General features: G+C 66.4%; 25 protein-coding genes and 1 tRNA gene. 11 read left to right on the top strand and 15 right to left on the bottom strand.

The genetic code is table 11. The features are described from left to right. Nucleotides 1–34 precede the first annotated feature (34 nt). Nucleotides 35–277, top strand: a complete 243-nt coding sequence (locus D1409_RS01220; protein WP_123533244.1) for a DUF7385 family protein — start codon at nucleotides 35–37, stop codon at nucleotides 275–277. Between the two features lie 19 nt (nucleotides 278–296). Here the strand turns inward: D1409_RS01220 and D1409_RS01215 are convergent, their stop codons facing one another. From D1409_RS01215 to D1409_RS01210, 3 genes are all read right to left on the bottom strand, one after another. Further along, nucleotides 297–650: a hypothetical protein gene (locus tag D1409_RS01215; RefSeq protein ID WP_123533242.1), complete on the bottom strand. Its 354-nt coding sequence runs from the start codon at nucleotides 648–650 to the stop codon at nucleotides 297–299. A 74-nt stretch (nucleotides 651–724) separates the two neighbouring features. Continuing rightward, nucleotides 725–901, bottom strand: a complete 177-nt coding sequence (locus tag D1409_RS24225; RefSeq protein ID WP_164471528.1) for a hypothetical protein — start codon at nucleotides 899–901, stop codon at nucleotides 725–727. Nucleotides 902–1,093: 192 nt separating this feature from the next. Beyond that, nucleotides 1,094–1,167: transfer RNA gene (locus tag D1409_RS01210), tRNA-Thr, on the bottom strand. 227 nt (nucleotides 1,168–1,394) lie between these two features. Here D1409_RS01210 and D1409_RS25340 point away from each other — a divergent pair. Then, on the top strand, nucleotides 1,395–2,024 hold the full coding sequence (locus tag D1409_RS25340; RefSeq protein ID WP_123533240.1) for a plastocyanin/azurin family copper-binding protein: 630 nt from the start codon (nucleotides 1,395–1,397) through the stop codon (nucleotides 2,022–2,024). Here the strand turns inward: D1409_RS25340 and D1409_RS01200 are convergent, their stop codons facing one another. Further along, on the bottom strand, nucleotides 2,025–3,011 hold the full coding sequence (locus D1409_RS01200; protein WP_123533238.1) for a class I SAM-dependent methyltransferase: 987 nt from the start codon (nucleotides 3,009–3,011) through the stop codon (nucleotides 2,025–2,027). Nucleotides 3,012–3,131: 120 nt separating this feature from the next. Between D1409_RS01200 and dph5 the strand changes: the two genes are divergently transcribed. Continuing rightward, a complete protein-coding gene (dph5, locus tag D1409_RS01195) occupies nucleotides 3,132–3,914 on the top strand; it encodes a diphthine synthase (RefSeq protein ID WP_123533236.1) in 783 nt (260 codons plus the stop codon). Here dph5 and artA read toward each other — a convergent pair. The 5 genes from artA to D1409_RS01170 all read right to left on the bottom strand — a co-directional run bounded on the left by artA (nucleotide 3,903) and on the right by D1409_RS01170 (nucleotide 11,102). After that, on the bottom strand, nucleotides 3,903–4,928 hold the full coding sequence (gene artA, locus D1409_RS01190; RefSeq protein ID WP_123533234.1) for an archaeosortase A: 1,026 nt from the start codon (nucleotides 4,926–4,928) through the stop codon (nucleotides 3,903–3,905). The two genes, dph5 and artA, sit on opposite strands and share 12 nt — an antisense overlap. A gap of 165 nt (nucleotides 4,929–5,093) precedes the next feature. Next, a complete protein-coding gene (locus D1409_RS01185) occupies nucleotides 5,094–8,153 on the bottom strand; it encodes a DUF7282 domain-containing protein (protein WP_123534765.1) in 3,060 nt (1,019 codons plus the stop codon). Between the two features lie 604 nt (nucleotides 8,154–8,757). Continuing rightward, on the bottom strand, nucleotides 8,758–9,510 hold the full coding sequence (locus D1409_RS01180; RefSeq protein WP_123533232.1) for a VOC family protein: 753 nt from the start codon (nucleotides 9,508–9,510) through the stop codon (nucleotides 8,758–8,760). A gap of 48 nt (nucleotides 9,511–9,558) precedes the next feature. Continuing rightward, nucleotides 9,559–9,996 carry a TIGR04206 family protein gene (locus tag D1409_RS01175; RefSeq protein ID WP_123533230.1) on the bottom strand — a complete coding sequence of 146 codons (438 nt, stop codon included), beginning with the start codon at nucleotides 9,994–9,996 and terminating at the stop codon, nucleotides 9,559–9,561. Next, nucleotides 9,993–11,102, bottom strand: coding sequence for an OBG GTPase family GTP-binding protein (locus D1409_RS01170; RefSeq protein WP_123533228.1), 1,110 nt, complete (start codon nucleotides 11,100–11,102; stop codon nucleotides 9,993–9,995). The genes D1409_RS01175 and D1409_RS01170 overlap by 4 nt, the downstream gene beginning before the upstream one ends. Before the next feature lie 144 nt (nucleotides 11,103–11,246). Between D1409_RS01170 and D1409_RS01165 the strand changes: the two genes are divergently transcribed. After that, the gene (locus D1409_RS01165; RefSeq protein WP_123533225.1) at nucleotides 11,247–11,447 is read left to right on the top strand and encodes a VNG_1110C family protein; all 201 of its coding nucleotides are present in this window, start codon (nucleotides 11,247–11,249) and stop codon (nucleotides 11,445–11,447) included. A 63-nt stretch (nucleotides 11,448–11,510) separates the two neighbouring features. Here D1409_RS01165 and D1409_RS01160 read toward each other — a convergent pair whose 3' ends face one another. Beyond that, nucleotides 11,511–12,347: a TrmB family transcriptional regulator gene (locus D1409_RS01160; RefSeq protein WP_123533223.1), complete on the bottom strand. Its 837-nt coding sequence runs from the start codon at nucleotides 12,345–12,347 to the stop codon at nucleotides 11,511–11,513. A gap of 142 nt (nucleotides 12,348–12,489) precedes the next feature. Continuing rightward, nucleotides 12,490–13,479, bottom strand: coding sequence for a transcription initiation factor IIB (locus tag D1409_RS01155; RefSeq protein ID WP_123533222.1), 990 nt, complete (start codon nucleotides 13,477–13,479; stop codon nucleotides 12,490–12,492). A 299-nt stretch (nucleotides 13,480–13,778) separates the two neighbouring features. Between D1409_RS01155 and D1409_RS01150 the strand changes: the two genes are divergently transcribed. From D1409_RS01150 to D1409_RS01130, 5 genes are all read left to right on the top strand, one after another. Beyond that, nucleotides 13,779–14,267 (top strand): 50S ribosomal protein L11, encoded by a 489-nt coding sequence (locus D1409_RS01150; protein WP_123533220.1) that lies wholly within the window; start codon nucleotides 13,779–13,781, stop codon nucleotides 14,265–14,267. Between the two features lie 242 nt (nucleotides 14,268–14,509). Beyond that, a complete protein-coding gene (locus D1409_RS01145) occupies nucleotides 14,510–15,148 on the top strand; it encodes a 50S ribosomal protein L1 (RefSeq protein ID WP_123533218.1) in 639 nt (212 codons plus the stop codon). A 1-nt stretch (nucleotide 15,149) separates the two neighbouring features. After that, nucleotides 15,150–16,190: a 50S ribosomal protein L10 gene (locus D1409_RS01140; RefSeq protein ID WP_123533216.1), complete on the top strand. Its 1,041-nt coding sequence runs from the start codon at nucleotides 15,150–15,152 to the stop codon at nucleotides 16,188–16,190. A gap of 5 nt (nucleotides 16,191–16,195) precedes the next feature. Then, on the top strand, nucleotides 16,196–16,546 hold the full coding sequence (gene rpl12p / locus D1409_RS01135) for a 50S ribosomal protein P1 (RefSeq protein ID WP_123533215.1): 351 nt from the start codon (nucleotides 16,196–16,198) through the stop codon (nucleotides 16,544–16,546). Nucleotides 16,547–16,686: 140 nt separating this feature from the next. Further along, the gene (locus tag D1409_RS01130; RefSeq protein WP_123533213.1) at nucleotides 16,687–18,288 is read left to right on the top strand and encodes a long-chain-fatty-acid--CoA ligase; all 1,602 of its coding nucleotides are present in this window, start codon (nucleotides 16,687–16,689) and stop codon (nucleotides 18,286–18,288) included. A 28-nt stretch (nucleotides 18,289–18,316) separates the two neighbouring features. On the opposite strand, the gene D1409_RS01125 is transcribed toward D1409_RS01130, so the two are convergent. Next, nucleotides 18,317–18,742 carry a hypothetical protein gene (locus D1409_RS01125; RefSeq protein ID WP_123533211.1) on the bottom strand — a complete coding sequence of 142 codons (426 nt, stop codon included), beginning with the start codon at nucleotides 18,740–18,742 and terminating at the stop codon, nucleotides 18,317–18,319. A 169-nt stretch (nucleotides 18,743–18,911) separates the two neighbouring features. Between D1409_RS01125 and D1409_RS01120 the strand changes: the two genes are divergently transcribed. Beyond that, nucleotides 18,912–20,150 (top strand): tripartite tricarboxylate transporter permease, encoded by a 1,239-nt coding sequence (locus tag D1409_RS01120; protein ID WP_123533209.1) that lies wholly within the window; start codon nucleotides 18,912–18,914, stop codon nucleotides 20,148–20,150. A 471-nt stretch (nucleotides 20,151–20,621) separates the two neighbouring features. Here D1409_RS01120 and corA read toward each other — a convergent pair whose 3' ends face one another. Both corA and D1409_RS24220 read right to left on the bottom strand, forming a co-directional pair. Continuing rightward, on the bottom strand, nucleotides 20,622–21,599 hold the full coding sequence (gene corA / locus D1409_RS01115) for a magnesium/cobalt transporter CorA (RefSeq protein WP_123533207.1): 978 nt from the start codon (nucleotides 21,597–21,599) through the stop codon (nucleotides 20,622–20,624). After that, the gene (locus D1409_RS24220; RefSeq protein WP_164471527.1) at nucleotides 21,596–21,766 is read right to left on the bottom strand and encodes a hypothetical protein; all 171 of its coding nucleotides are present in this window, start codon (nucleotides 21,764–21,766) and stop codon (nucleotides 21,596–21,598) included. Before D1409_RS24220 ends, corA begins: the two co-directional genes overlap by 4 nt. Nucleotides 21,767–21,884: 118 nt before the next feature. On the opposite strand from D1409_RS24220, the gene D1409_RS24215 reads away from it, so the two are divergent. Beyond that, nucleotides 21,885–22,058: a hypothetical protein gene (locus D1409_RS24215; RefSeq protein WP_164471526.1), complete on the top strand. Its 174-nt coding sequence runs from the start codon at nucleotides 21,885–21,887 to the stop codon at nucleotides 22,056–22,058. A gap of 28 nt (nucleotides 22,059–22,086) precedes the next feature. Here the strand turns inward: D1409_RS24215 and D1409_RS01110 are convergent, their stop codons facing one another. Continuing rightward, nucleotides 22,087–22,734, bottom strand: coding sequence for a DUF6517 family protein (locus D1409_RS01110; RefSeq protein ID WP_123533205.1), 648 nt, complete (start codon nucleotides 22,732–22,734; stop codon nucleotides 22,087–22,089). Between the last annotated feature and the right edge of the window lie 34 nt (nucleotides 22,735–22,768).

Here is a 22,768-nt window from a genome sequence, read left to right as displayed (position 1 = left end):
GGAGTTTCAAGACGTCTTCTCCCCATCAGGGGGTATGGAACCGCTCGACGTCGAGGACGGGTTCGACGTCCACGACTACCGCCACGGCCTGAAGCTTCGCACCCAGGAGCGGGAGACGATGCACCTCGAGAACCGAAACGAGTTCGTCTGTCCCGCCTGTCGCGAGGTGTTCGAGCACCTGTTCGTCTCCGAGAAACGGCAGCACACCTTCGGCGACCCCGGTGCCCCGTTCTGCGTGGTCCGCACCGACGACCAGCTACTCCTCCTCACTCACTGAGTCCCCGTTCCGCTCTCGCTCAGGACTCGGCCGGACGCCAGAGACCGGTCACCAACAGTCCCAGCAGGACGAAGTACGTCGCCAGCCCCCAGCAAGCCGCGGCGACGAGCCACAGGCCGCCCGCCCGCACTGCGAGCGCCCCGGCACCCACGATCAGCAGGACGCTCGCCGTGCGAACCGGCGCACGCTCCCACAGCTCGGCGGCCGGCGTGTCCGCGACGAACAGCGTCTCGACGGCCAGCGCCGCCGCGACACCCGCCACGGCGACGGCCGGTCGACCGAGCAGCGACAGTGACTCCGTAATCGCGAGGGAAGCGAGCAGTGCGCCGCCGCTCGCGGTCGCGAGCAGTGCGTCCCTGGTCCACGTGTCCACGGCCGTGTCAGGGTGTCGGACGGAGAAATAGGTTCAGGACTGTCGCGTCGGTTCGTGTCGTCCGGCGCGCCGCGTCAGGTCGTGAACCCTGATTCGGCCTCGTGCTCTCCGAGCACCCACTCCAGTTCCTCGATGGCCCGGAGGATTGCGACCTCCGCCTCGTCCTCGAGCTCCGAGGAGGGCGGGTCGTGTCTGTCGTACGCGTCCTCGAGCTCGGCGATCCGTTCCCGGATGTCGTCCTCTGACCGCATACTCCCTACGACCGCCCGAACCGGCTTCATGGTACCGGTCGTGCGATCAGATCCGGACCGCCTGCTACCCGTGCAACGTCGAGAGAAAGAGCCGGTGAAGGGATTTGAACCACGGTCGGAGCGGAGCTCCTCCCTGATTCAAATCCCTTCACGTAGTCGCTTCGCTCCTCACGTCAGTTCGTCGCAGAAGCAAGCCGGTGAAGGGATTTGAACCCTTGGCCTAATCCTTACGAAGGATTCGCTCTACCAGTCTGAGCTACACCGGCACACTCGATGCCCTCGTGTGCCACGCCCTGCGCCGCTTCGCAGGACTCCGGCGCGTCCTCGCTTCACTTTATCGTACCGCCGATAACCGCAATAAGGATTGCGAATCGAGGCGCGTCTGTGGCGGTCTCACGTGGACCGCAGCGGCGCCCGGCCCGTCGCCCCCCGAGACTCCGAATACGGCTATCGCAAGCCCGCTCCACAAGCGGATCCCCGCGTAATCACCGGTGTGAGACGACGCACGTATCTCGCGACCGTCGGATCGACAGTGACTGGCCTCTCGGTCGCGCTCGCCGGGTGCGGAGGTGCGCCGGGCGGCGGCGCGGACGAAGACACCGCCGCCGACGAGGACGACACGCCGGCCGGCGACGGCGCGGACGACACGACGGAACCCGACGGCGGAGACGGGGAGACCGACGCCGACGGCGAGACGGCGGCAGGCGGGTCGAGCGAAGTCGAGATGGTGACCGAGGACGACGAGTACTACTTCGACCCGATCGGTCTGTTCGTCGAACCCGGCACGACCGTCACGTGGATCAACGTCTCGGGCGCGCACTCGACGGTCGCCTACGCCGAATCGAACGATCAGGCCGAGACCACGCGAATCCCCTCCGACGCGGAACCGTGGAACAGCGACATCCTGAGCGAAGCGGACGCGACGTTCGAGCACACGCTCGAGACGCCGGGCACGTACGACTACTTCTGCGGGCCGCACAAGAGCCTGGGCATGGTCGGGCGTCTCGTCGTCGGCCAACCCGGTGGCCCCGGAGGGGAAGGCAGCGCGCCGGACGGAGAGCTCCCGGACAGCCAGACGATCGTCGACCAGGGCTCGGTCAGTTACGACGAGTTCAGCGGGTGATCAGTCGACCCGCGTCAGGCGGACGTCGAGACAGACGTTCAGTTCGTGCGGCGCGTACGACCGGACGGTGTGGCGCCGTTCGACGCTCACGTCGTACTCCGGTTCCGCCGCCTCGCGGATAGCCCGCTCGCCCGGGCCGAACGGGTCGTCCTCGTGCTGGATGTCGTAGTAGTGCACGACGCACTCGTCGCTCGCCAGCGCGACAGCCGTCTCGAGGAACTCGTCGGCGCTGTGGGGCAGGTTCATCACCAGTCGGTCGGCCCAGCCCTCGTACTCCGCCGCGACCTCGCGCACGTCCCCGCAGATGCCCGTGACGCTGTCCTCGACGCCGTTTCGGCGGGCGTTCTCACGGAGGTACTCGATGGCCGCGTCGTTGATGTCGACGCCGACGGCCGTCGCGCCGCGCTTCGCGAACGGGATCACGAACGGCCCGACGCCCGCGAACATGTCGAAGGCGTGCTCGCCGGGGTCGACCTGCTCGACGACGCGGTGGCGCTCCGTCGCGAGGCGCGGCGAGAAGTACACCGTCGAGAGGTCGAGCGCGAACTCACAGCCGTACTCGCGGTGGACCGCCTCGGTGCTCTCGCCGGCCAGCACGTCCCAGTCGCGGATTCGCTCGGTTCCCTTCACTTTCGACGCGCGGTTCACGACCGTCTTGACCGGCAGGTCGGAGTCGACGATGGCGTCGGCGAGCGCCCGCGCCCGCTCCGGGTCGTCCTCGTCGACGATCACCACGTCGCCAAGCCGCTCGTACGTCGGGTCGAACGAGAGCACGTCCGCCGGCATCGTCTGCGTCTCCCGCGCGGCGGCCTCGCGGGTGACGACCGCGAACTCGTCGGGAACCGCTTCCGGGTCGCTGACGGGGACGAACAGCGCGCCGTCGGCGACCTCGATCTCGTAGTCCTCCGCGATCAGGTCGGCGTCGGCGAGCCTGCGTCTCGTCGCCTCTCCGTCTTCGCGGGGCACCCGGACGCAGGGGACTTCCATACCTTGAGTAGGTCGCTGTCCCGCGGTAAGCCTGACGCTTCCGGCGTGGAAGGTGGCCGGATTCGACCGCGCTCGGCCTCGGTTCGCGAGGCTTAATCCGCTGGGGGCGAGAGTCACCCCATGCTCACATTCGTCGGACTCGGACTCTACGACGAGCGGTCGGTGACCGTCGCCGGCCGCGACGCCATCCGGTCTGCCGACCGCGTCGTCGCCGAGTTCTACACCAGCAAACTCGCCGGCGCGACGCTCGACGACCTGGAAGCGTACCACGACACCGACATCGAGGTCCGCGACCGCGCCGGCGTCGAACAGTCCCCCGGAGACATCCTCGACGACGCCGCCGATTCCGACGTCGTCTTCCTCACCGCGGGGGACACGATGATCTCCACCACCCACACCGACCTCCGACTGCGCGCTCACGAACGGGACGTCGAGACCCGCGTCGTCCACGGGACGACCGCCCAGGCCGCCGCGAGCGCGCTCACCGGCCTCCAGAACTACCGCTTCGGGAAGGCGACCACGCTCCCCTTCGAGCGGTCACACGCCGGCGACGCGCTCCCGCAGAGCGTCCTCGACACCGTCGACGAGAACCGCCAGCGCGGCCTCCACACGCTCGTCTTCCTCGACATCGACGCCGCCAACGACGACTACATGCGCGCCGACGAGGCGGCCGCTCGCCTCGTCGAAGCCTCGGACGACGACGTGCTCGGCGTGGTCGTCGCCCGTGCAGGGAGCCCTGACCCCGTCGTCCGCGCCGACTACCTCTCCGTGCTCGCCGAGGAGTCGTTCGGCGATCCGCTCCATCTACTGGTCGTGCCCGGAGACCTCCATCTCATGGAACGCGATGCGCTCGCCGCACTCGGCGGTGCGCCGGCGGACGCGCTGGAAGCACTAGTCGTCTGACCGAGCGCCGTCGCCGTCGCCGCCGTCCGCCGCGACCGGCTGGACGTCGAGGGCCGCCCGGAGGTCGTACTCAGACCCCGTCACGACGAACAGCAGGTCCTCGATTATCCCCATGACCTCCGGGAGTTCCCGGACGACGAGGTAGGTGATCCCCACGAGCGCGACCACCGAGAGCCCCTGAGCGATGATGCGGTCGACCACGATGTACGAGACCATGTACGGGTCTTCCAGCGAGAATATCGACATCACGAGGTCGGGAAAGACGTCGAAGCGCTGCTCGCCGAACCCGACGGCGATCATGACGTTCCGGCCGAGGTTCAGTCCGTAGATGACCGGGATCGAGACCGCGAGGGCGCGGAGCTTGCGGCGTAGCGGCGCTTCGACTGCCGCTATCAGGCCGCCGAAGATCGCCATGCTCCCGATGCCGGTACAGGCGATGATGATCGAGTAGAAGATCGTGTGCCCGTCGGTGGTGAATGCGAACGTGTTCTCGTAGAGGTGCTCCTTCTCGCCGATGATGTAATTGTCGTACACGACGACGCGTTCGCCGCCGACGACGGTTTCGTGTCCCCGAACCAGCTCCGGGTTCGATCCGACGAGCGAGATGAGCAGGTCCGTCTGCGCGGCGACCGCCTCGACGAGGAACTGGCGGAGAACCGGAATCGTCTCGAACGGGAAGAATATCGCACCCATCACGACGACGGCACGCGAGAGGACGAACAGGGAGTCCCGTCCCTGCCAGAGCAGGTAGCCGACGTAGAACGCGGCGGGGACGGCGACGAGTGCGCCCACACCTTCGATGACGCTCTTCTGGACGAACGCGAAGTGATACAGGAGACTGAACCAGAAGACGCCGAACAGCGCCCAGCCCGCAACCCCGACGGAGCGGGCGTACTCCCGCTCGCCCTGCCAGTCGAGAACCGCGGTCACGAGAAACGCCGCGAGCGTCAGCCACGCCAGCGGGTCCGAGAACTGCGTGGCCCACTCCAGTCCGGCGAGTACGGCGTCTAACATCTGTCGTTGTCATCCCTAATCGGATCGCAAGTATATGCTTTGTCGTTAGGTGTCGGGCACGCGCACGAGCGCCGAACCCGCCGGTGGGTGGCGCTGTCGCTGTCCGGTGTAGCGTCCAAAAAATGTCGAATGAGTCGAATCGGGCGTCAGCCCGATGGGTTACCCTTAGTCGCGGCGGCGCGCTGCGATCAGCGCGGCACCGAGCAGGGCGATGAGCGAGACTGCGACACCGAAGCCGGCACCGTCGTCTTCGGTGGTCGGCGTCGGGGTGTCCTCAGGCTCGTCGGTCTCGTCAGCCGGCTCGTCCGTCGGCGTGTCCGTCGGCTCGTCCGTCGGCGTGTCCGTCGGCTCGTCCGTCGGGGTCGGCGTCGGGCTCGGGGTGTCCGTCGGCGTCGCCGTCGGGGTCGGCGTCGGAGTGTCGACGTCCAGCGAGACGGACGCGCTGTCAGTCACTGCGCCACCGTCGGCAGTGTACGGCGCGTCGGCCTCGGGGAAGTCGTACAGGTTGTTCGAGTTGTCGTCGAGGTGCGGCATGGCGACCAGCGTGGTCGTCTCGGAGACATCCTCGTCCAGGTCGATGCGCACGTTGGAGTGCTGACCCGGCTCGAGGTAGCGGCTGGTGCCGATCACGTCGCCGCTCGCGCTACCCTCGTGGATGGCGATGAAGCCACCGTCGGAGAGCGTCGCGGACTCGACGCGAACTTCCTGGTTCTCCTCGGGGACTGCCTGGTCGTTGAAGGTGACCGAGGCAGTCGCCTCACCGAGGATGCGACCGTCGTACGGGCCACCGATGCGGTCGCCGCCGCGGCGAACGTTAACGGTGAAGTTGATGCCCGCACCGCGCTGGCTGAAGTCACCGGAGGCGGCGAAGGTGCGGTCCTCGCTCACGTGGGTGTTCAGCGTGGTCAGGAACGGACTGGTGTCCTCCTGACTGTTGATGCGGAGGCCGAGCTTCGTACCCGGAGCGACGTTCGTGTCGCCGCGGATAGTCTGGCTGTCCTCGTTGCGGATGATGACCTCGTCGTCGGCGTTCGTCTGGAGGTTGGCTTCAGCGTCGTAGTACGTCCATTCGGAGTCGACCGTGCCGCCGCCCTCGCCGCCGAGGACCGGGCCGATCGCGTCGTACTCTTCGAAGCCGAAGCTGGCGTTCCAGGCGTCGTTGTCGACGAGCTTGTCCTCATCCACACCGCTGAGCTTCACAGCGATGTAGTAGGTGTCGTTCTGGTAGTCCGGGATGACTACCGTGTTCGTCGTGTCGAGGTCGAACGTCCGCGGCTGACGGTTAGCCTGCGGTTCGAGCTCCTCGAAGGCTGCAGTGAACGTCGGGAACAGGTTCCCGATGTTGGCGTTGTTCTCGACGTAGTTGGATTCCTCGTTCAGGAACGCCTGCGTGGCGTTCGTGCCCGCGTCCGTGCGGTTGCGGAGGATACCTTCCAGACCCGAGGCGGAGACCTGGTGAACGATGAGTTCACCCTCGGTCGCCTGGTCGGACTGGGTCAGGTTGCCGTCGATGTCATCCTCGGTGTTGTCGGTGTTCTCGTCGATGAATTGGAGGTCGACCTGGTCCGTTTTACCGGCCGGGACAACCCACACGTCGCTGCTTTCGGTCGAACGAGAGTTGATCGACACTGCACCGACGTCGTCTTCGTCGACCTCGGTGAAGTTGAAGTTGTTCAGGTCATCGTCCTCGTCGTTCGCGACGACCGCGAGGTCGTACGAGGCCGCGTCGATCGTAGCGATTGCTGCGTAGTCGATGTGGGAGTCGGGCGCGTTCGCGACGTCAGTGAAGCCGAGCTGACCGTTGTCAGCTGCGGCCTGACGCAGGTCCTGCATGAACGCACCGGACTCGTTACCGAAGTTCGTGACGTTGTCGTCACCCTGGGCGGAGAAGATCCGCTCAGAGATGTTCGTACCGGTCATGTACGTGTTCCATTCGAGGACGACCTGCCCGTCGCCGTCCTCGTCAGCAACCGTCACGTTCGTCACGTAGTTGGTCTCGCTCTTGCTACCGACCTGCACGGTAGCCTGAGCGCCTTCTTCGCTGTTCTGAAGGTTGATCGGGATCTCGACGACGTCACCGCGTTCCTCTTCGAAGACACCGCCACCGAAGGAGGCGGAGCTAGCGGACGGGAATTCGTCGACCGAGAATTCGCCGGCGGTCACGTCGACGCCGGTCTTGACGTCGGTCACGGTGACCGTGTAGTCACCAGCGTCGACGTCACTCGGGGAGTACGAGTAGCTCGCGTCGACAATGTTACCGCCGTTGTCGAGACGTGCTTCCTCGTACTTGGTGGACGGACCGTCGATGGTCACGGCGAGTCGGGAGTTGCCACGGATGGCGTCCCCGCTCACGTCGAGCTCGACGTCCTCGTTGTGCTCGAACAGGGAACCGTCCTGGTCGAGGGACGCGGACAGCTGCAGCGAGTCGATCGTGATGTACTTGACCTTACGGTCGCCCGTGTTGTCGATGTCCTGCGCACCGCTGGTCGGGTTGAACACCAGTCGGTAGGTGTCGCCCGAGGACAGACGGTCGGTGTTGAAGACGAATCGCTGAGCGTCCTCGCCGGTCGACCCTTCCAGGATCGTGGAGTTGGTGTCCGCGTTCTGGAAGAGGAACGGCGTGTTGTCAGCGGATCCGTCTTCGGTGTTGGACCCCGATGCGTCGATGGTTATCGGGGTACCCTGGTAGACGCGCTGGGCGCTACCTTCGGTGTTGTAGTCGTTATTCGAGTAAGCGAGCGTTGCTGCGGAGAGGTCAACCGAGACGTTCCCCGTGTTGTACAGCCCGTCACTCGAACCCGTACTGACGAGGTTGTTGAACTGCACCTTCACCTCGTCGGCCGGGCTCAGGTTGCCCCAACCGTTGCCGGTACCGAGAACGACCTCGGCGTTTTCGCCAGCGGTTTCGTCAGTAGTGACGTCGGTCAGGTCGAAGTCAGCGGCCGAGTCCGTACTGTAGTTGACGAACTCACCACTACCGGCGCTCCGGATGTAGACTTCGACGTCTTCAGCGGCGACGTCGCCCGCTTCTGAGTTGAGCGATTCGACACCACTACGGTTGAACTCAACCGTGATGGCGTTGTTGGACTCTGTAGCGCTCGTTACGCCAGGGTCCGTGTTAGCCGCAGCGGCTGTTCCTGCGAATGCGACGGTGCCTCCGAACACGGAGACGACCATCAGCACCGTCAGGAACAAACTGCGAAGTTTGTCGTTAGTTCCTGTCATAGTTTGTTGGATCTTCTATCAGCGGCCACAGTAGCTTTCAAACCGCGCGGACACGCGACCGATAGTCGGCCGCGCCGAACCGACAGCGGGATACTCAATACTGCAGCCATGGGTAGGGGTACGGTACGAACCACCATCGGATGTAATAAATGCTTTGTGGTCACGTCCGCGGGATGAACGGTCCGTTCGTGGCACAGAACCCCACGTAGAACCCGTTTGTGACTGGTTACCGCACCCTCGACCACGTGTCAGACACCTGTCTTACGGGCGGCTGACTGGCGGGATATTAAATACCGAAACCGGGGCCGTAAGCACAGCCTACCGACCGTGTAGATGGGTTCGACCGGGTCGACTGTCACTGCGCCGAGCACAGTCGACCGCGAGTAGTGTGATTCTCGCCGCTCGATCTTCAGGTCGCTCCGCATCCTTCTACCGTCCGCGGACGCACGACACCTGACTACGACGTGAGGACTTCCACTTCGTGGCCGTCCGGATCCTTCCCGACCACCTTTTTCCCGCTCGGGAGTGCTTCGCACACCGCTCGCGGCAAAAAGATGGGGCAAAAAAGCGGCCGCTCGCTTCGCTCGCGCCCGTTCAGTCCCTTCTACGACGTGACGACTTCTACTTCGTGCCCATCCGGGTCCTTGGTGAACGCGTAGTTGTTGTCACAGCTCTCGGGGTCGCGGTAGTCCTCGGCCTCCCGCGTCATCAGCGAGTCCCAGCCGTCGTGCAGGTCGCCGACGCGGACGGCGAGGTGGCCCCAGGCGTCACCCAGTTCGTACGTGCGCCCGTCGTAATTGTAGGTGAGTTCGACGGCCATCGCCTCCTCGGCGGCGTCCTCGGGCTTCAGGAAGTAGTTCGCGAAGGTGTCCGCTTCCCAGCGGCCGGTGTGCTCGTACTCGAACTTGCGGGTCCACCAGCCCAGCGCCTCGTCGGCGTCCTCGACGCGGATCATCGTGTGGTCGATGCTCCAGCGTGCGCCGTGGTCGCGCTCGACGATCTCGATCTCGTGGCCGTCCGGGTCTTTCACGAACGCGTACCCCGGGTTGTCCTCCGGCCGTCGGTAGTCCTCGACGCCCTCGTCCATCAGTTCGTAGTAGGCGTCGTTGACGTCTTCGACGCGGACCGCGATGTGGCCCCAGCCGTCGCCCATGGTGTACGACCGGCCGTCGTGGTTGTAGGTCAGTTCGAGCAGTGCGCCCTCGTCGTGAACGTCTTCGGGGCCGAGGAAGACGTTCGTGAAGGTGTCAGCCTCCCAGCGGCCCTTCTCCTCGTAGTCGAGGTGTGTCGTGTACCAGTCGAGCGATTCGTCCAGGTCTTCGACGCGCATCATCACGTGGTCGAGCGTACCGTCCATATCCGAAAACTGGGTAGCCAGCTAGAAGAGGATACCGAACGCGGAAGATCAGGGTCTGCTCGTCCACGCCGCGAGCCAGAGCCCGACGACCCCCAGCGGGATCGCCACGACACCGGCCCGATACGAGGAGAATCCGACGGCCGCGTAGAGCACGTCCAGTCCCGCAAGGGCGAACAGCCCGGCGGTGACGCGACGGTCCTCACGTCCGACCCGGGAGAGCGCCGCGCTGGCGACCCCCGAGACGTAGAGGAGCGACGCGACAGGCCAGGCTAACAGCGCGGTCGGAATGTCGCGCGTGTACACGAAGACGTAGTGGTAGACCGAGGTCAGCGTGAGCGTCTCCGGGTTCGCGAGCGCGACCGAGAGGACGAGGCTGTACCCGTCACCGTACGGAATGACTAGCCAGGGGACGACCCCGGCAGCGGCGACGACGAGCGCCCGTCTGGCGGGAGGGACGGGCGAGTCCTCGGCTTCCCGGCGGCTCATCGCGTCGTCAGGATGCGGAGCACGTCCTCGTCGGCGAGTTCGTGGTCCATCCCGACCTGCTGTTCGTCGTGTTTGGCGCTCGGACCGGAGACGCGCGCGAACCGGAAGCGGTCCTCGAACTCCCCGCCGAGTTTCTCGCACGCGTCCTCGATCGTATCCCCTTCGCGCAGGACGAGCGGTTCGTCGTAGTCGACACCGCGGCCCGGTTTGTCCATGTAGATCCGGATGAGCCCGAGCTCCTCCCAGATCGCCTCCTTGAGCGCGTCGAGCCCCTTCTGTTCCTCGGCGCTGATGAAGATGGCATCCTCCGGGTCGATGTCGTGCTCGCGGAGCTGGTCGTGGACGGTGTCGAGGTAGTCGGGTTCGATGAGGTCGGCCTTGTTGACCGTCACGAGCGACGGGAGGTACTCGCGGTTGTCGAGCACGCCGTCGAGCAGGCGGTCGATGTCGACCTGTTCCCCGATGTTGACGTCGGCGTTCACGTATCCGCGCTCGCGCAGGACGCTCTTGATCGTCTCCTCGTCCAGTTCGAGGTCGGTGCTCGCGGTGACGTTGATCCCGTCCTTGTGTTTCTTCCGCACGGTAACGCGGGGGGGTTCGGTGTCGATGCGAACCTTGTTGTTGTACAGTTCCTCGGAGAGACGCGCGTACTGGTCGATCTCGAAGACGGAAAGGACGAAGACGACGAGGTCGGCGGTGCGGACGACCGAGAGGACGGCCTGTCCGTCGCCGCGCCCCTCCGCGGCCCCCTCGATGAGCCCGGGCACGTCGAGCATCTGGATGTTCGCGCCGTTGTACTGCAGCATGCCGGGGTTGACGTCGAGCGTCGTGAACTCGTAGGAACCGACCTCGCTCTCGGCGTTCGTGAGGGCGTTCAGGAGCGTGGACTTGCCGACGCTCGGGAAGCCGACCAGCGCGACGGTCGCGTCGCCGGTCTTCTCGACGGCGTATCCCGACCCGCCGCCGGCGGAGGACTGGTTCTCCAGCTTCTCCTTTTTCTCCGCGAGCTTCGCTTTCAGCCGACCGATGTGGCTCTCGGTCGACTTGTTGTAGGGCGTGGTCGCGATCTCCTCTTCGATCTCGCGGATCTCCTCTTCGAGCCCCATTATCAGTGAGTCGGCAAGCGGTACCGAAAAAGGTGTTCTTCCCGACCGGGTGGGGCCCGCGGCGCGCCCCATCGACACATGTTGACAGAAGAGAACGAGCGGCGTTTCGATACACTAATACGACGAGAGCCGACAGGATCGATCATGTCGGATCCGGACCGACTCCGTGACAGCACGGAGATCCTCCTGCCAGCCAGCGCGATCGATGGGCTGAAAGCGGACCTCGAAGAGCGGTTTACACTCACGATCCGTCAGGAGGAGTGCCAGGTTCGGATCATCGGGAGCCCGGTCGAGATAAAGAGCGCGAGCGACTTCCTCGCGCGCAACGGGATCTCGGTCGCCTGAATCGGTGTCACTCGGTCGACTCGATGCCCGCGGTCGGCGTCGAGTCGGAGCGGCTTCTGCAGGTCAGGCCGGTCCAGACGCTTCGGGGCCGAACCGAATTGCGTTCGCGAGGAGCGGTCGCATCATCCCGACCAGCGGCGCGCGTTCGTCGTCGGTCCAGACGGCGCTGTGGCGGTCGACTCCGGGGAGATCCGTCTCCAGGTCCGAACTGACGAGCAGTTCGCTGCCGTCGGCCATGAGGATCGCGCTGATCTCGCCGGCTTCGATGGGATGGTCCGTCCACCACGTCCAGGTCTCGAGGACGGTCGCACCGGGTGCGGCGTCCGCGATAGCGTCGCGGATCGCCGGGCTCGGCGATCCGGCGGTGACCGCGACGCCGCGTTCGTCGGCGGCCGACAGCGCCTCGAGCAGGTCGTCGGTCAGCAGGCTCTCGACGGCGACGACGACGAGCAGTTCTCCGGTCGCGTCCGCGGCGAGGCCCGCGAGGCGGTCGCTGACGGCGTCGTCGCCCTCGACGACCCAGACGCCGGCTCGTTCCTCGCGGGGTTCGGGCGACTTGAGTCGCGGGAGGAGGCCTTCGAGGCGGTCGAGGCGCTCGCCGTACTCGCGGCGGATAGTCTCGACGGCGTCGCGGGGGTCCGACGCGCGAAACCGGCGCGGCTGGGAGTCCTGGACGTCGGCGAGTCCGCGCTCCTGGAGGGACTCGACGCTGTCGTAGACGCGCGGGCGGGGCACGTCGGCGACCTCCGCGAGTTCGCGGGCGGTGCCGTGGCCGATGCGCGTCAGGGCGACGAAACACTTCGCTTCGTAGGCCGTCAGTCCGAACGTCTCGAGGAGCGAGGTCGTCTCGGAGACGAGGTCGTCCTCGTCGGGTCCGACGGGGGACTCGTCGTTCGACATGGATACTGGTGGTCTCTCAGAGGACATTGCACGGTCGACGGGATAACGGTGGTCGTTCGAGACGGTCGCGTCCGGTCCCGGGCCTCGGCGGGCCGGACCGACCGTCTGTAGCGCGGTCTCCGTCTGCTGTCGACATCGGAGCTCAGGCGACCTGGTCGTCGGCGTCGAGCAGTTCGGTGTACCGGTCGCGGATCGTCACCGCGGAGACGTCGGCCACGTCGGCGACCTCGTGCTGGGTCACGTCGACGTTCGTCAGCCGACCGGCGGCGTAGATGGCCGCCGCAGCGAGTCCGACGGGGTTCTTGCCCGAGTGGACCCCCTCGCGCTTGCCGGCTTCGAGCAGCTCCATCGCCCGCTGTTTGGTCTCCTCGGGGAGGTCGAGGTCGGAGGTCAGACGCGGGACGAACTGTGCCGGGTCGGTCGGCTTCATCGCGAGTTCGAGCTCCCGGGCGATGTAGCGGTAGGCGCGCGCGAACTCCTTGCGCTCGACACGGCTGACCACTTCGAGTTCGTCGAGCGTGCGCGGGACGCCCGCTTGACGCGCGCCCGCGTAAAGGGAGCCTGTCGCCATCGCTTCGATGGAGCGGCCGGGGATGAGTTCCTCGTCGAGCGCGCGGCGATAGATGACGCTGGCCGTCTCGCGGGCGTCCTTCGGGATGCCGAGCGCGGAGGCCATCCGGTCGAATTCGCCGAGCGCCTGCTTGAGGTTCCGGTCCTGGGCGCTCTGGGAGCGGAAGCGTTCGTCCCAGGTTCGCAGGCGGGACATCTGCTCGCGCTTCTTCGGGGAGAGCGTCTGCCCGTTGGCGTCCTTGTTCTGCCAGTCGATCACCGAGGAGAGTCCCTTGTCGTGGAGCATCTCCGTCGTCGGCGATCCGACGCGGCTCTTCTCGGCCTTGTCGCGGGCGTCGAACGACCGCCACTCCGGCCCGCGGTCGACGACGTCCTCCTCGAGAACGACGCCGCACTCCTGACACACCATCTCACCGCGCTTCTCGTCGGTGATCCCCGCGGCACCGCACTCGGGGCACTCGTCTCGCTCGCGTTCGGACTCGGTCGCTGCCTCGGACTCGTCGTCCTCGCGTTCGAAGGGCTGAACGTGACGGCCCGTGACTCGCTGGTTCGTGCTTGTCATGGTGGTGCCGGACCGGCGGCGTGTCGCCACCGGTCCGTTGTTCGCATCCGATCGTCAGGACTGAGTACGGAAATAGGTATCGCACGGTTGTTACAGCAGTAGTTACAGAATTCAGTCGTGGCGGATCGACGGGTTTCGGGGGCTCAGGAGAGGGGGAGCCCTGGGGACGGCAATCTGACGGAGCGACGGTCGGAGCTACACCGGGGTGGGTATTGTTCGTTGTACCCAACATGTGTCGTCGTGGCACGGAGCGTCCGGGAAAAGCAATTCTTAAACCGGCCCCGCCGGTTTCCACGTGTATGGCTGGAACTATCGAAGTGCTCGTCCCGGGCGGGCAGGCCAATCCGGGCCCGCCCCTCGGACCGGAGCTCGGTCCGACACCCGTGGACGTGCAGGCTGTCGTCCAGGAGATCAACGACCAGACCGAAGCGTTCGACGGCACCGAAGTCCCCGTTACCATCGAGTACGAGGACGACGGGTCGTTCTCGATCGAGGTCGGCGTCCCGCCGACGGCCGAACTCATCAAGGACGAGGCCGGCTTCGACACGGGCAGCGGCGAACCCCAGGAGACCTTCGTCGCCGACCTCACCGCGGAGCAGGTCAAGCAGATCGCCGAGCAGAAACACCCCGACCTGCTCGCCTACGACCTGAAGAACGCCGCGAAGGAAGTCGTCGGCACCTGCACCTCGCTCGGTGTGACCATCGAGGGGAACAACCCGCGCGAGTTCAAAGAGCGGATCGACGAGGGCGAGTACGACGACGTCTTTGCGGACGAAGCGGCAGCGTAGTCCGCAAACGCTCGTCAGACTCGCAAAACGAACGCAGTGCGGTATTTCTCGGCGGTCTCCGGTGATAGAGCTGCGGGTGGGTCGCTGCGAGAGGGGCCGGTGGCCGTGACAGTCGGTCACGAAGTGGCCTCTGAACGGCGGTTCGACGGGTTTAAGTTTCGCATCGGCGTCCCCACAGGTGAGACAGGCTTTGCCTGTTTCACTGACCCGTAGGAGCCGTTGGCGTACTACGGAGGTGAACAATGGCAGATCAGGAAATAGAGAACGCAGTAACTCGTGCACTCGAGGACGCACCGCCCCGGAATTTCCGGGAGACGGTCGACCTCGCGATAAATCTGCGCGACATCGACTTAGACGACCCGTCGAACCGCGTCGACCAGGACGTGGTCCTCCCGTCCGGGACCGGACAGGAGACCCAGATCGTCGTGTTCGCGGAGGGCGAGACCGCCCTGCGCGCCGAAGAAGCCGCCGAGGAAGTCCTCGACGGCGACGATCTCGCAGACCTGGGAGACAACGAGAACGAGGCCAAGGACCTGGCCGACGAGACCGACTTCTTCCTCGCGGAGGAGTCGCTCATGCAGGACATCGGTCGCTACCTCGGGACCGTGCTCGGTCCCCGAGGGAAGATGCCCGACCCGATCGCGCCGGACGACGACGTGGTCGAGATGGTCGAGCGACTGAAAAACTCCGTCACGATCCGCAGTGGCGACCGACGCACGTTCCACACCCGCGTCGGTGCCGAGGAGATGTCCGCCGAGGAGATCGGCGACAACATCGACGTGATCCTCCGGCGCCTGCACGCCGACCTGGAGAAAGGTCCCCTCAACATCGACACCATCTACGTGAAGACGACGATGGGGCCGGCAGTGGAGGTCGCCTAACATGAGCGCAGAACGCAAGACAGAGACCATCCCGCAGTGGAAGCAGGAGGAGGTCGCCGACATCGTCGAGATGATCGAGTCCTACGACAGCGTGGGCATCGTCGACATCACTGGCATCCCCTCCCGACAGCTGCAGGACATGCGCCGAGACCTGTACGGCACCGCCGAGCTGCGCGTCTCGCGCAACACGCTCGTCGTGCGTGCACTCCAGGAGGTCGACGACGGCCTCGAAGTCCTGACCGACTACGTGTCGGGCCAGGTCGGCCTCGTCGGCACCAACGAGAACCCGTTCGGGCTCTTCCAGCAGCTGGAAGCCTCGAAGACCCCGGCACCGATCAACGCCGGCGAGGTCGCCTCGAACGACATCGTCATCCCGGAGGGTGACACGGGGATCGACCCCGGCCCGTTCGTCGGCGACCTCCAGCAGGTCGGCGCGAACGCGCGCATCCAGGAAGGGTCGATCCAGGTCCTCGAGGACTCGACGGTCCTCTCGGCTGGCGAGGAAGTCTCGACGGACCTGTCGAACGTCCTGAGCGAGCTCGGTATCGAGCCCAAGGAAGTCGGGCTGGACCTGCGCGCCGTCTACGCGGAGGGCGTGCTGTTCGAACCCGAAGAGCTCGAACTGGACGTCGAGGAGTACCAGGCGGACATCGAGGCGGCGGCCGCACGCGCCCGCAACCTCGCCGTCAACGCGGTCTTCCCGACCGACCAGACCGCTCCGACGCTGCTCCAGAAGGCTCGGGGCGACGCGAAGAGCCTCGGCCTGCAGGCGTCCATCGAGAGCCCGGACCTGGCCGACGACCTCGTCTCGAAAGCCGACGCGCAGGTACGCGCGCTGGCGGCGCAGGTCGACGACCCCGAGGCCCTCCCGGAGGACCTGCAGGACGTCGAGGAGCCCGCGACCGAATCGACCGACGACCAACCCGACACCGAGGACGGCGCCGACGAGAGCGACGAGTCCGAAGCCGAGGCCGACGAGGCCGCGGACGAGGATGACGACGACGACGAGGACGCCGGCGACGCACTCGGAGCGATGTTCTAACAACAATGGAATACGTTTACGCAGCACTCATCCTGAACGAGACCGACGCAGAGATCAACGAAGAAAACCTGACGGACGTGCTCGAGGCCGCCGGCGTCGACGTGGAGGAGTCCCGCGTCAAGGCGCTCGTCGCGGCGCTCGAAGACGTCGACATCAACGAGGCAGTCGAGCAGGCCGCCGCAGTCCCCGCCGCGACCGGTGGGGCCGCGGGCGGCGCCGCCAGCGCGGACGAGTCCGCGGACGAGGGCGGCGACGACGACGAGGCCGAGGAAGCCGACGCCGACGAAGGCGGCGACGACGACGACGACGAAGACGAGGACGCGAGCGGCGAGGGCCTCGGCGAGCTGTTCGGCTAACGCCGGTCACACCTTCTCCGATTTATTCCGCCGCCGAGCCGCGGCACTCGTGCGGGCACTCCCAGTTCTGCGAACTCACGGGTCGCCGCGGAAACCTTCATAAAAATACGAGATGAATATGCCGTAGTGGAGTCAGTACGATGAACGTACCACTGCGGACGACGGACTTCCTCGACCGGGGCGTCGACCTGTACGACGACGTGACGGCGGTCGTCACAGACGAGGGGCGGGAGTTCACCTACGACGAGTTCGCCGAGCGGGTGAACCAGGTGTCGAACGCGTTGCTGGACGCCGGACTCGAACGGGGCGACAGAGTGGCGCTCGTCGCCGGAAACACGCACTACTTCCTGGAGACGGAGTTCGCTACCCAGCAACTGGGGATGGTGTTCGTGCCGATCAACTACCGGTTGACGCCCGGCGACTACGAGTACATCCTGAACGACTGCGAGGCGCGAGTCGTGATCGCCGACCACGAGTTCGCGGAGAAGGTCGAGGCGGTCAGAGACGACGTGCCCGCGAGTCGCTTCGTCGGGTACGAGTCCGACCGGATCGACGGCGACTGGGAGGACTACGAGACCTGGGTGAGCGACTACCCGACCGACGGGCCGGAACGGCCCGTCATCGCCGAGGACGACGACGCCACGATCAACTACACGTCGGGGACGACCGGCGACCCGAAGGGAGTAGTCCGAACCCACCGGACCGAGCACTACCACGCGCTCCTGTTGACCCACCACATGGACATCTCGGACGACGACACCTACCTGTGGACGCTCCCGATGTTCCACTGTAACGGCTGGGGGTACACCTACGCCCTGACCGGCGTCGGTGCGACACACGTCTGCCAGCGAGGGTTCGACCCCGGTCGGACCTTCGAGCGGATGGTCGAGCGCGACGTGTCGCACCTCTGTGGCGCGCCGACGGTGCTGAACAGGCTCATCACGTACTACGAAGAACACGAACCGGAGACCACGGGCGAGAGCGACGTGCGACTGACGACCGCCGGGAGCGCGCCACCGAAGGCCACCCTCCAGACGGTCGAGGAGGAGTTCGGCTGGGAGATGATCCAGCTCTACGGGCTGACGGAGACGGCGCCGCTCATCACGACCAGCAACTCGGCGCGCCGACTCGGCGAGACGGACGACCGGTTCGGTCTCAAGCAGAAACAGGGGTTCGGCGTCCTCGCCACGCGAATTCGCGTCGTCGACGACGACGGCGAGGACGTTCCCCCGGACGGCACGACGAAGGGCGAGGTCGTCGTGAAAGGCAACCAGGTGATGGACCGGTATCTCAACAAGCCCGAGCAGACCGAGGATGCGTTCAGCGGACGCGTGGACGGGTGGTTCCACACGGGCGACATCGCGACGGTCGACGAGAACGGGATGATCCAGATCCAGGACCGGAAGAAGGACATCATCATCACCGGGGGCGAGAACGTCTCCTCGATCGAGGTCGAGGACGTCCTCTACGACCACCCGGACGTGCTGAAGGCGGCCGTCGTCGCGGCACCCGACGACGAGTGGGGCGAGCGCGTCCACGGCGTCGTCGTCGAGCAGGACGACGCCGACCTGTCCGAGGAGGAGGTGATCGACTTCGCCGCCGACCACCTCGCGAGCTACAAGAAGCCCAGAAGCATCGACTTCGTCGACGACCTGCCCGAGACGGCCACGGGCAAGGTCCAGAAGTACGAACTGCGCGAACGGTACTGGGAAGGCGAGGAGACGCGGGTCGGACAGGGGTAGTCGAGCGGCTGAATCACCGGCGGTCGGCTCACGACCGCCGTCGGCCGACGACCGCAACCGCGATGCAAGCGGCCGCGAGGAGGGCGTAGGCCGCGGTTCGCTCGGGGGTATCGAACGCGCGGGCGCTCCCGAGCCACGTACCGGCCGCGAGCGCGAACGCCGATGCGGCCGCCAGACCGGCGAGGAGGACCCGCGAGTCGAGGCCCCGCGATGGCCACAGGTCGACGCGGCCGAGGCGCTCGACGGCCGACACCACGACGTCTCTGGGCTCTGTCTCGTTGTCGGTCCCGTCGCGGTCGGTCGACCCGGTTCCGTCCGAACCCGCCCGGCCGAGGTCGGATCGGAAGATCGCCGTCCCGATCCGTCTCGTGTCGTCCGTGGTCGACCCGTCCGCTGCCGATTCGCCCGACACCGATTCGTCGGGCGCCGAGTCGTCTCCCGTAGCGTCGGTCATCTCTCACCCGGACGGACGACCCCCTCCCAAAAGGCACCGGATCCAGGGGTGCCCCCCCGGAAACTCGTCACAAAGTATAAATAGGAAATTACGAGCCGGCGGACTCGACGGAGTTGGACGGGGAGTCGGGCCGAGGGTTTATCCGCGATTCCGGGACCACTCCGTCGCGATGGACCCCCTCGGCGTTCGCGTCGTCGTCGACCCCGGTGAGACGCTCCTGTTCTGCGGCTTTCTCGCCGGCGGCGTGGCGCTGGGGACCGTCAGCGGACTGACGCCGGGCATCCACGCCAACACGTTCGCGCTCTTGCTCGCCGGGGTCGCGCCGTCGGTCCCCGGCCCCGTGCGGTTCGTCGGCGCGGCGATGCTCGCCGCCGGAACGGTCCACACCTTCCTCGACGTGGTGCCCGCACTGGCGCTCGGCGTCCCCGACCCCGCGATGGCCAGTTCCGCGCTCCCGGGCCATCGACTCGTGCTGGCCGGCCGGGGGCGAGAGGCGTTGCGGCTGTCGGCGCTGGGTAGCGCCGGCGCGGTGGTGCTGGCCGTGCCGCTGGCGCTCCCGATGACCCACGCGATGACCACCGTCTACCCGACCCTTCGGGCGAACCTACCGCTCGTGCTGGGCGCGGTGGTGGTCGTCCTCGTCGTGACCGAGGCGTCCAATCTCGGTCGACTGGGTGCGGCCCTCTCCGTGGCGACGAGCGGCGCGCTCGGCGCAGTCGCGCTCGACCTCCCGGCGGGCGGGCTGGTCGGTTCCGGGGGGATGCTCGCACCGCTGTTCACCGGTCTGTTCGGCGCGCCGGTCCTGCTCGACGCCTTGACCGGCAAGGGCGTCCCCGAGCAGGAGGAACCCCGGGTGACCGTCTCCCGGCGAGGGGTCGCGGGGTTCGCGTTCGTCGGGACGCTCTCCGGGGCTGTCGTGGGGTACGTGCCCGGCGTGTCCAGTGCCATCGCGGCGACGGTCGCGCTGTTGGCTGTCTCCGGTGACGGCCCGCGCGCGTTCGTCGTGACCACGAGCGGCGTGAACACCGCGAACACGATCTTCGCCCTGCTGGCGCTGGTCGCGCTCGGGACGCCCCGGACCGGCGTGATGGTCGCCGTGGAGGAGGCCGGTGTCCCGCTGGATCTTCCGGTACTGCTCGGGAGCGTGCTCGCGGCGGCCGCTGCCGGGTTCGTGCTGGTGGTGACCCTCGGTGACGGCTATCTGCGGCGAGTCGGGCGGATGGACTACACGCGGCTGTCTATCGGGGTGCTGTGCCTGATCGTTCTGGTCGTGGGCGTGTTGACCGGCCCGCTCGGCATCGGCGTGTTCGGCGTGTCGACGCTCGTGGGGCTGGTGCCCGTGAAGTTCGGTTCGCGTCGAGCGTCGTTGATGGGTGTCCTGCTGGTTCCGTTGATTCTGGGCGTGTGATTGGGTTTCTGGGGTGGTCGAAACGGATTCGACCCGCTCGCTAGCAGTCGTCTCCACCGCAGGAAGCAGCAACCGGTGAAAGCCCTCGACCCGCTCGCTACGAAATGAACCGACCGCGGGCGACGGCAAGCGCTGAAAGCCCTCGACCCGCTCGCTCTGAGTTGGAATGGCTGCTGAGAACAACGAGTGCTGAAAGCCCTCGACCCGCTCGCGGTCGCTGACCGGGATATTCTCGGTCGCTTCGCTCCCTCGAATGGTACCCGCTCAGACGACTCTGTTCGCTCCGCTCACCGCGAGCGCGTCTCGCCCTTTCAGTCCACCAGGAGAACAGCACCCGCACAGCACCGCAATCAGCCTCACACCTCCCCAACCGATTCGCTCGGTCACTCCGTTCCCTCGCTCATCCCTCGCACGATGCTGTCGCGGGATGAACCCCGCGACAGCGCGCGCCAGAGTGGGAGTTCGGGAGTTTCAGATGTAGTCCTCGCGGCGGAAGTAGCCGAGCATGACGAGACCGACGACGAGCATCCCGATCATGACGGCGGGGTAGCCGTGGGTCCAGCTGAGTTCTGGCATGTTGTAGGGACTGTCGGCGAAGTTCATGCCGTAGACGCCGACGACGAAGGTGAGCGGGATGAAGATGGTCGCGACGACGGTGAGCACTTTCATCACCTCGTTGGTCGACTGGGAGACGGTGTTGAGGTAGATGTCGCGCGCGCCGGAGGCGAGGTCGCGGTAGGTCTCGGTGAGGTCGACGAGCTGGACGAGGTGGTCGTACACGTCGCGGTAGTACTTCTCCGTGTCCTCCTGGATCTGCTTGGGGTCGCCGCGGGCGAGGACGCCGACGGCCTCGCGGGCCGGCCAGGCGAGTTTTCGGAAGGAGAGCAGTTCCCGGCGGACGCTGTTTATCTCTTCGAGGGTGTCGATGTCGGTGGAGGTGGTCACCGCGTCCTCGACGGCCTCGATGTCGTCCTCGATCTGGTCGAGAAGCGTGAAGTACTGGTCGACGACGGTGTCGATGATGCGGTAGGCGGTGAAGTCGGGGCCGCGGTGGAGGAACCGCTCGTCGCCCGAGGTCACGGCGCGGCGGACGCGCTCGATCGAGTCGGCGGAGACGGGTGTGAGCGAGACGACCCAGTCCTCGCCGATGAAGATACCGATGGGTTCGTCGCCGATCTCCTCGTCGAAGGTGGTCTCGCCGCCGCGGAGCGTCGCGAGTTTCACGACGACGAAGGTGTAGTCGTCGTACTCCTCGGTCTTGGCGCGGACGTTGTTCCGCACGTCCTCGATGGCGAGCGGATGCAGGTCGAAACAGTCGGCGACCCGGTCCATCTCCGCGCGGTCGGCCTCGGCGGCGTGGACCCACGTCGTCCCCCGTGCGGCCTTCGCCTCTGCGAGGTCGTCGTACTCGGTCACTTCCTCGGCGCGGTAGACCAGCGCGGTCGTCACGCCACACCCTCCGAGTTGGCCGAGCGACCGATGGCCGCGAGCGTGACCCCGACCATCACTGCGGTCACCGAGAAGGCACGCCCCGGATACTCCGTACCGACGCCGACCACGTACCCCAGCAGGCCCAGGACCGTCAGGCCGATGCCGGTGACGAACGTCGCGTTCATGTCCCGCCCGATGGCCCCGAAGGCCAAAAGCGTACACGGCCAGCAAGGCCGATACCGCTCACGACCGGGGCCCCGCGCCGGCAGAAAGCACTTGTCCGACCCGCCGGACACGTCGGTCATGGTACACTGTCCGGAATGTGAGGCAGAGATAGCCGACAGCGAGGACGTGGAGTTCGTCGACATGGACGCGAAGATGGCCGGTATCTTCCGGTCCTCGAAGCGCTTCTACGTGGCGGCCTGCGCCGACTGCGGCGCCGCGATCGGGAGCGGCGTCGCCGGCGGTGGCGGCTGATCCGGACCGGGGCGACCGAGACGGGGCGTCAGGGCGCCGGGTGACGCAGGCCTTCGAGAAGCGCGTCGACGCGGGAGCGCTCGTCGACCCGTTCCGGGTGGACGGCGACGGCAACGACGTGGTCCCCGTCGTGTTCGACCGTCGCGAGGTGGATGGTGACGTTCGTCTCCATCCCGTTCATCGACTGTCGGGCGCTGTACTCGGAGACCGTGCGTTCGCCGTCGAGGAACTGTACCGATCGGTTGGACTCGAACTGCGTGTTCGAGAGGCCGCCGGCGGAACTCACGAGTCGGCGGACGAGGTGGTCGGCGGACCACTCGTCGACGGGGTTGACGGACTGGCCGGCGATGGTCGCGGCCGGCGTGGTGTACACGGTCATGCGGGCGAAGTCGCCCTCGACGCCCGGAGCGACCGACACGGTCCGATTGTACCGCCTGACCTCGCTCGAGAGCGTGACCTCGCGGGTCTGACCGCCGGCGGTGACGTTCAGCGTCCGGTTGGGCGACGTGCTGGCCGCGAGTCGATACTCCGTCTCGTCGAGCGTCTGCTCGTCGACCTCCATCGCGTCCGCGGCGAACTCCAGCGGCTGGTCCCCGGTGAGGAAGCCGAGACAGCCGGCGCTCGCCAGCAGGGTGACGAGGCCGACCGCGATACCGAACTTTCGAACAGTCGTCATACCCGGACCTGACCGCGACGCGGGATAAACCCGC

Origin of the sequence: Halosimplex salinum (assembly GCF_003730195.1) — an archaeon.
Lineage (GTDB): Archaea > Halobacteriota > Halobacteria > Halobacteriales > Haloarculaceae > Halosimplex > Halosimplex salinum.
This window is presented reverse-complemented; position numbering and strand designations above follow the sequence as displayed.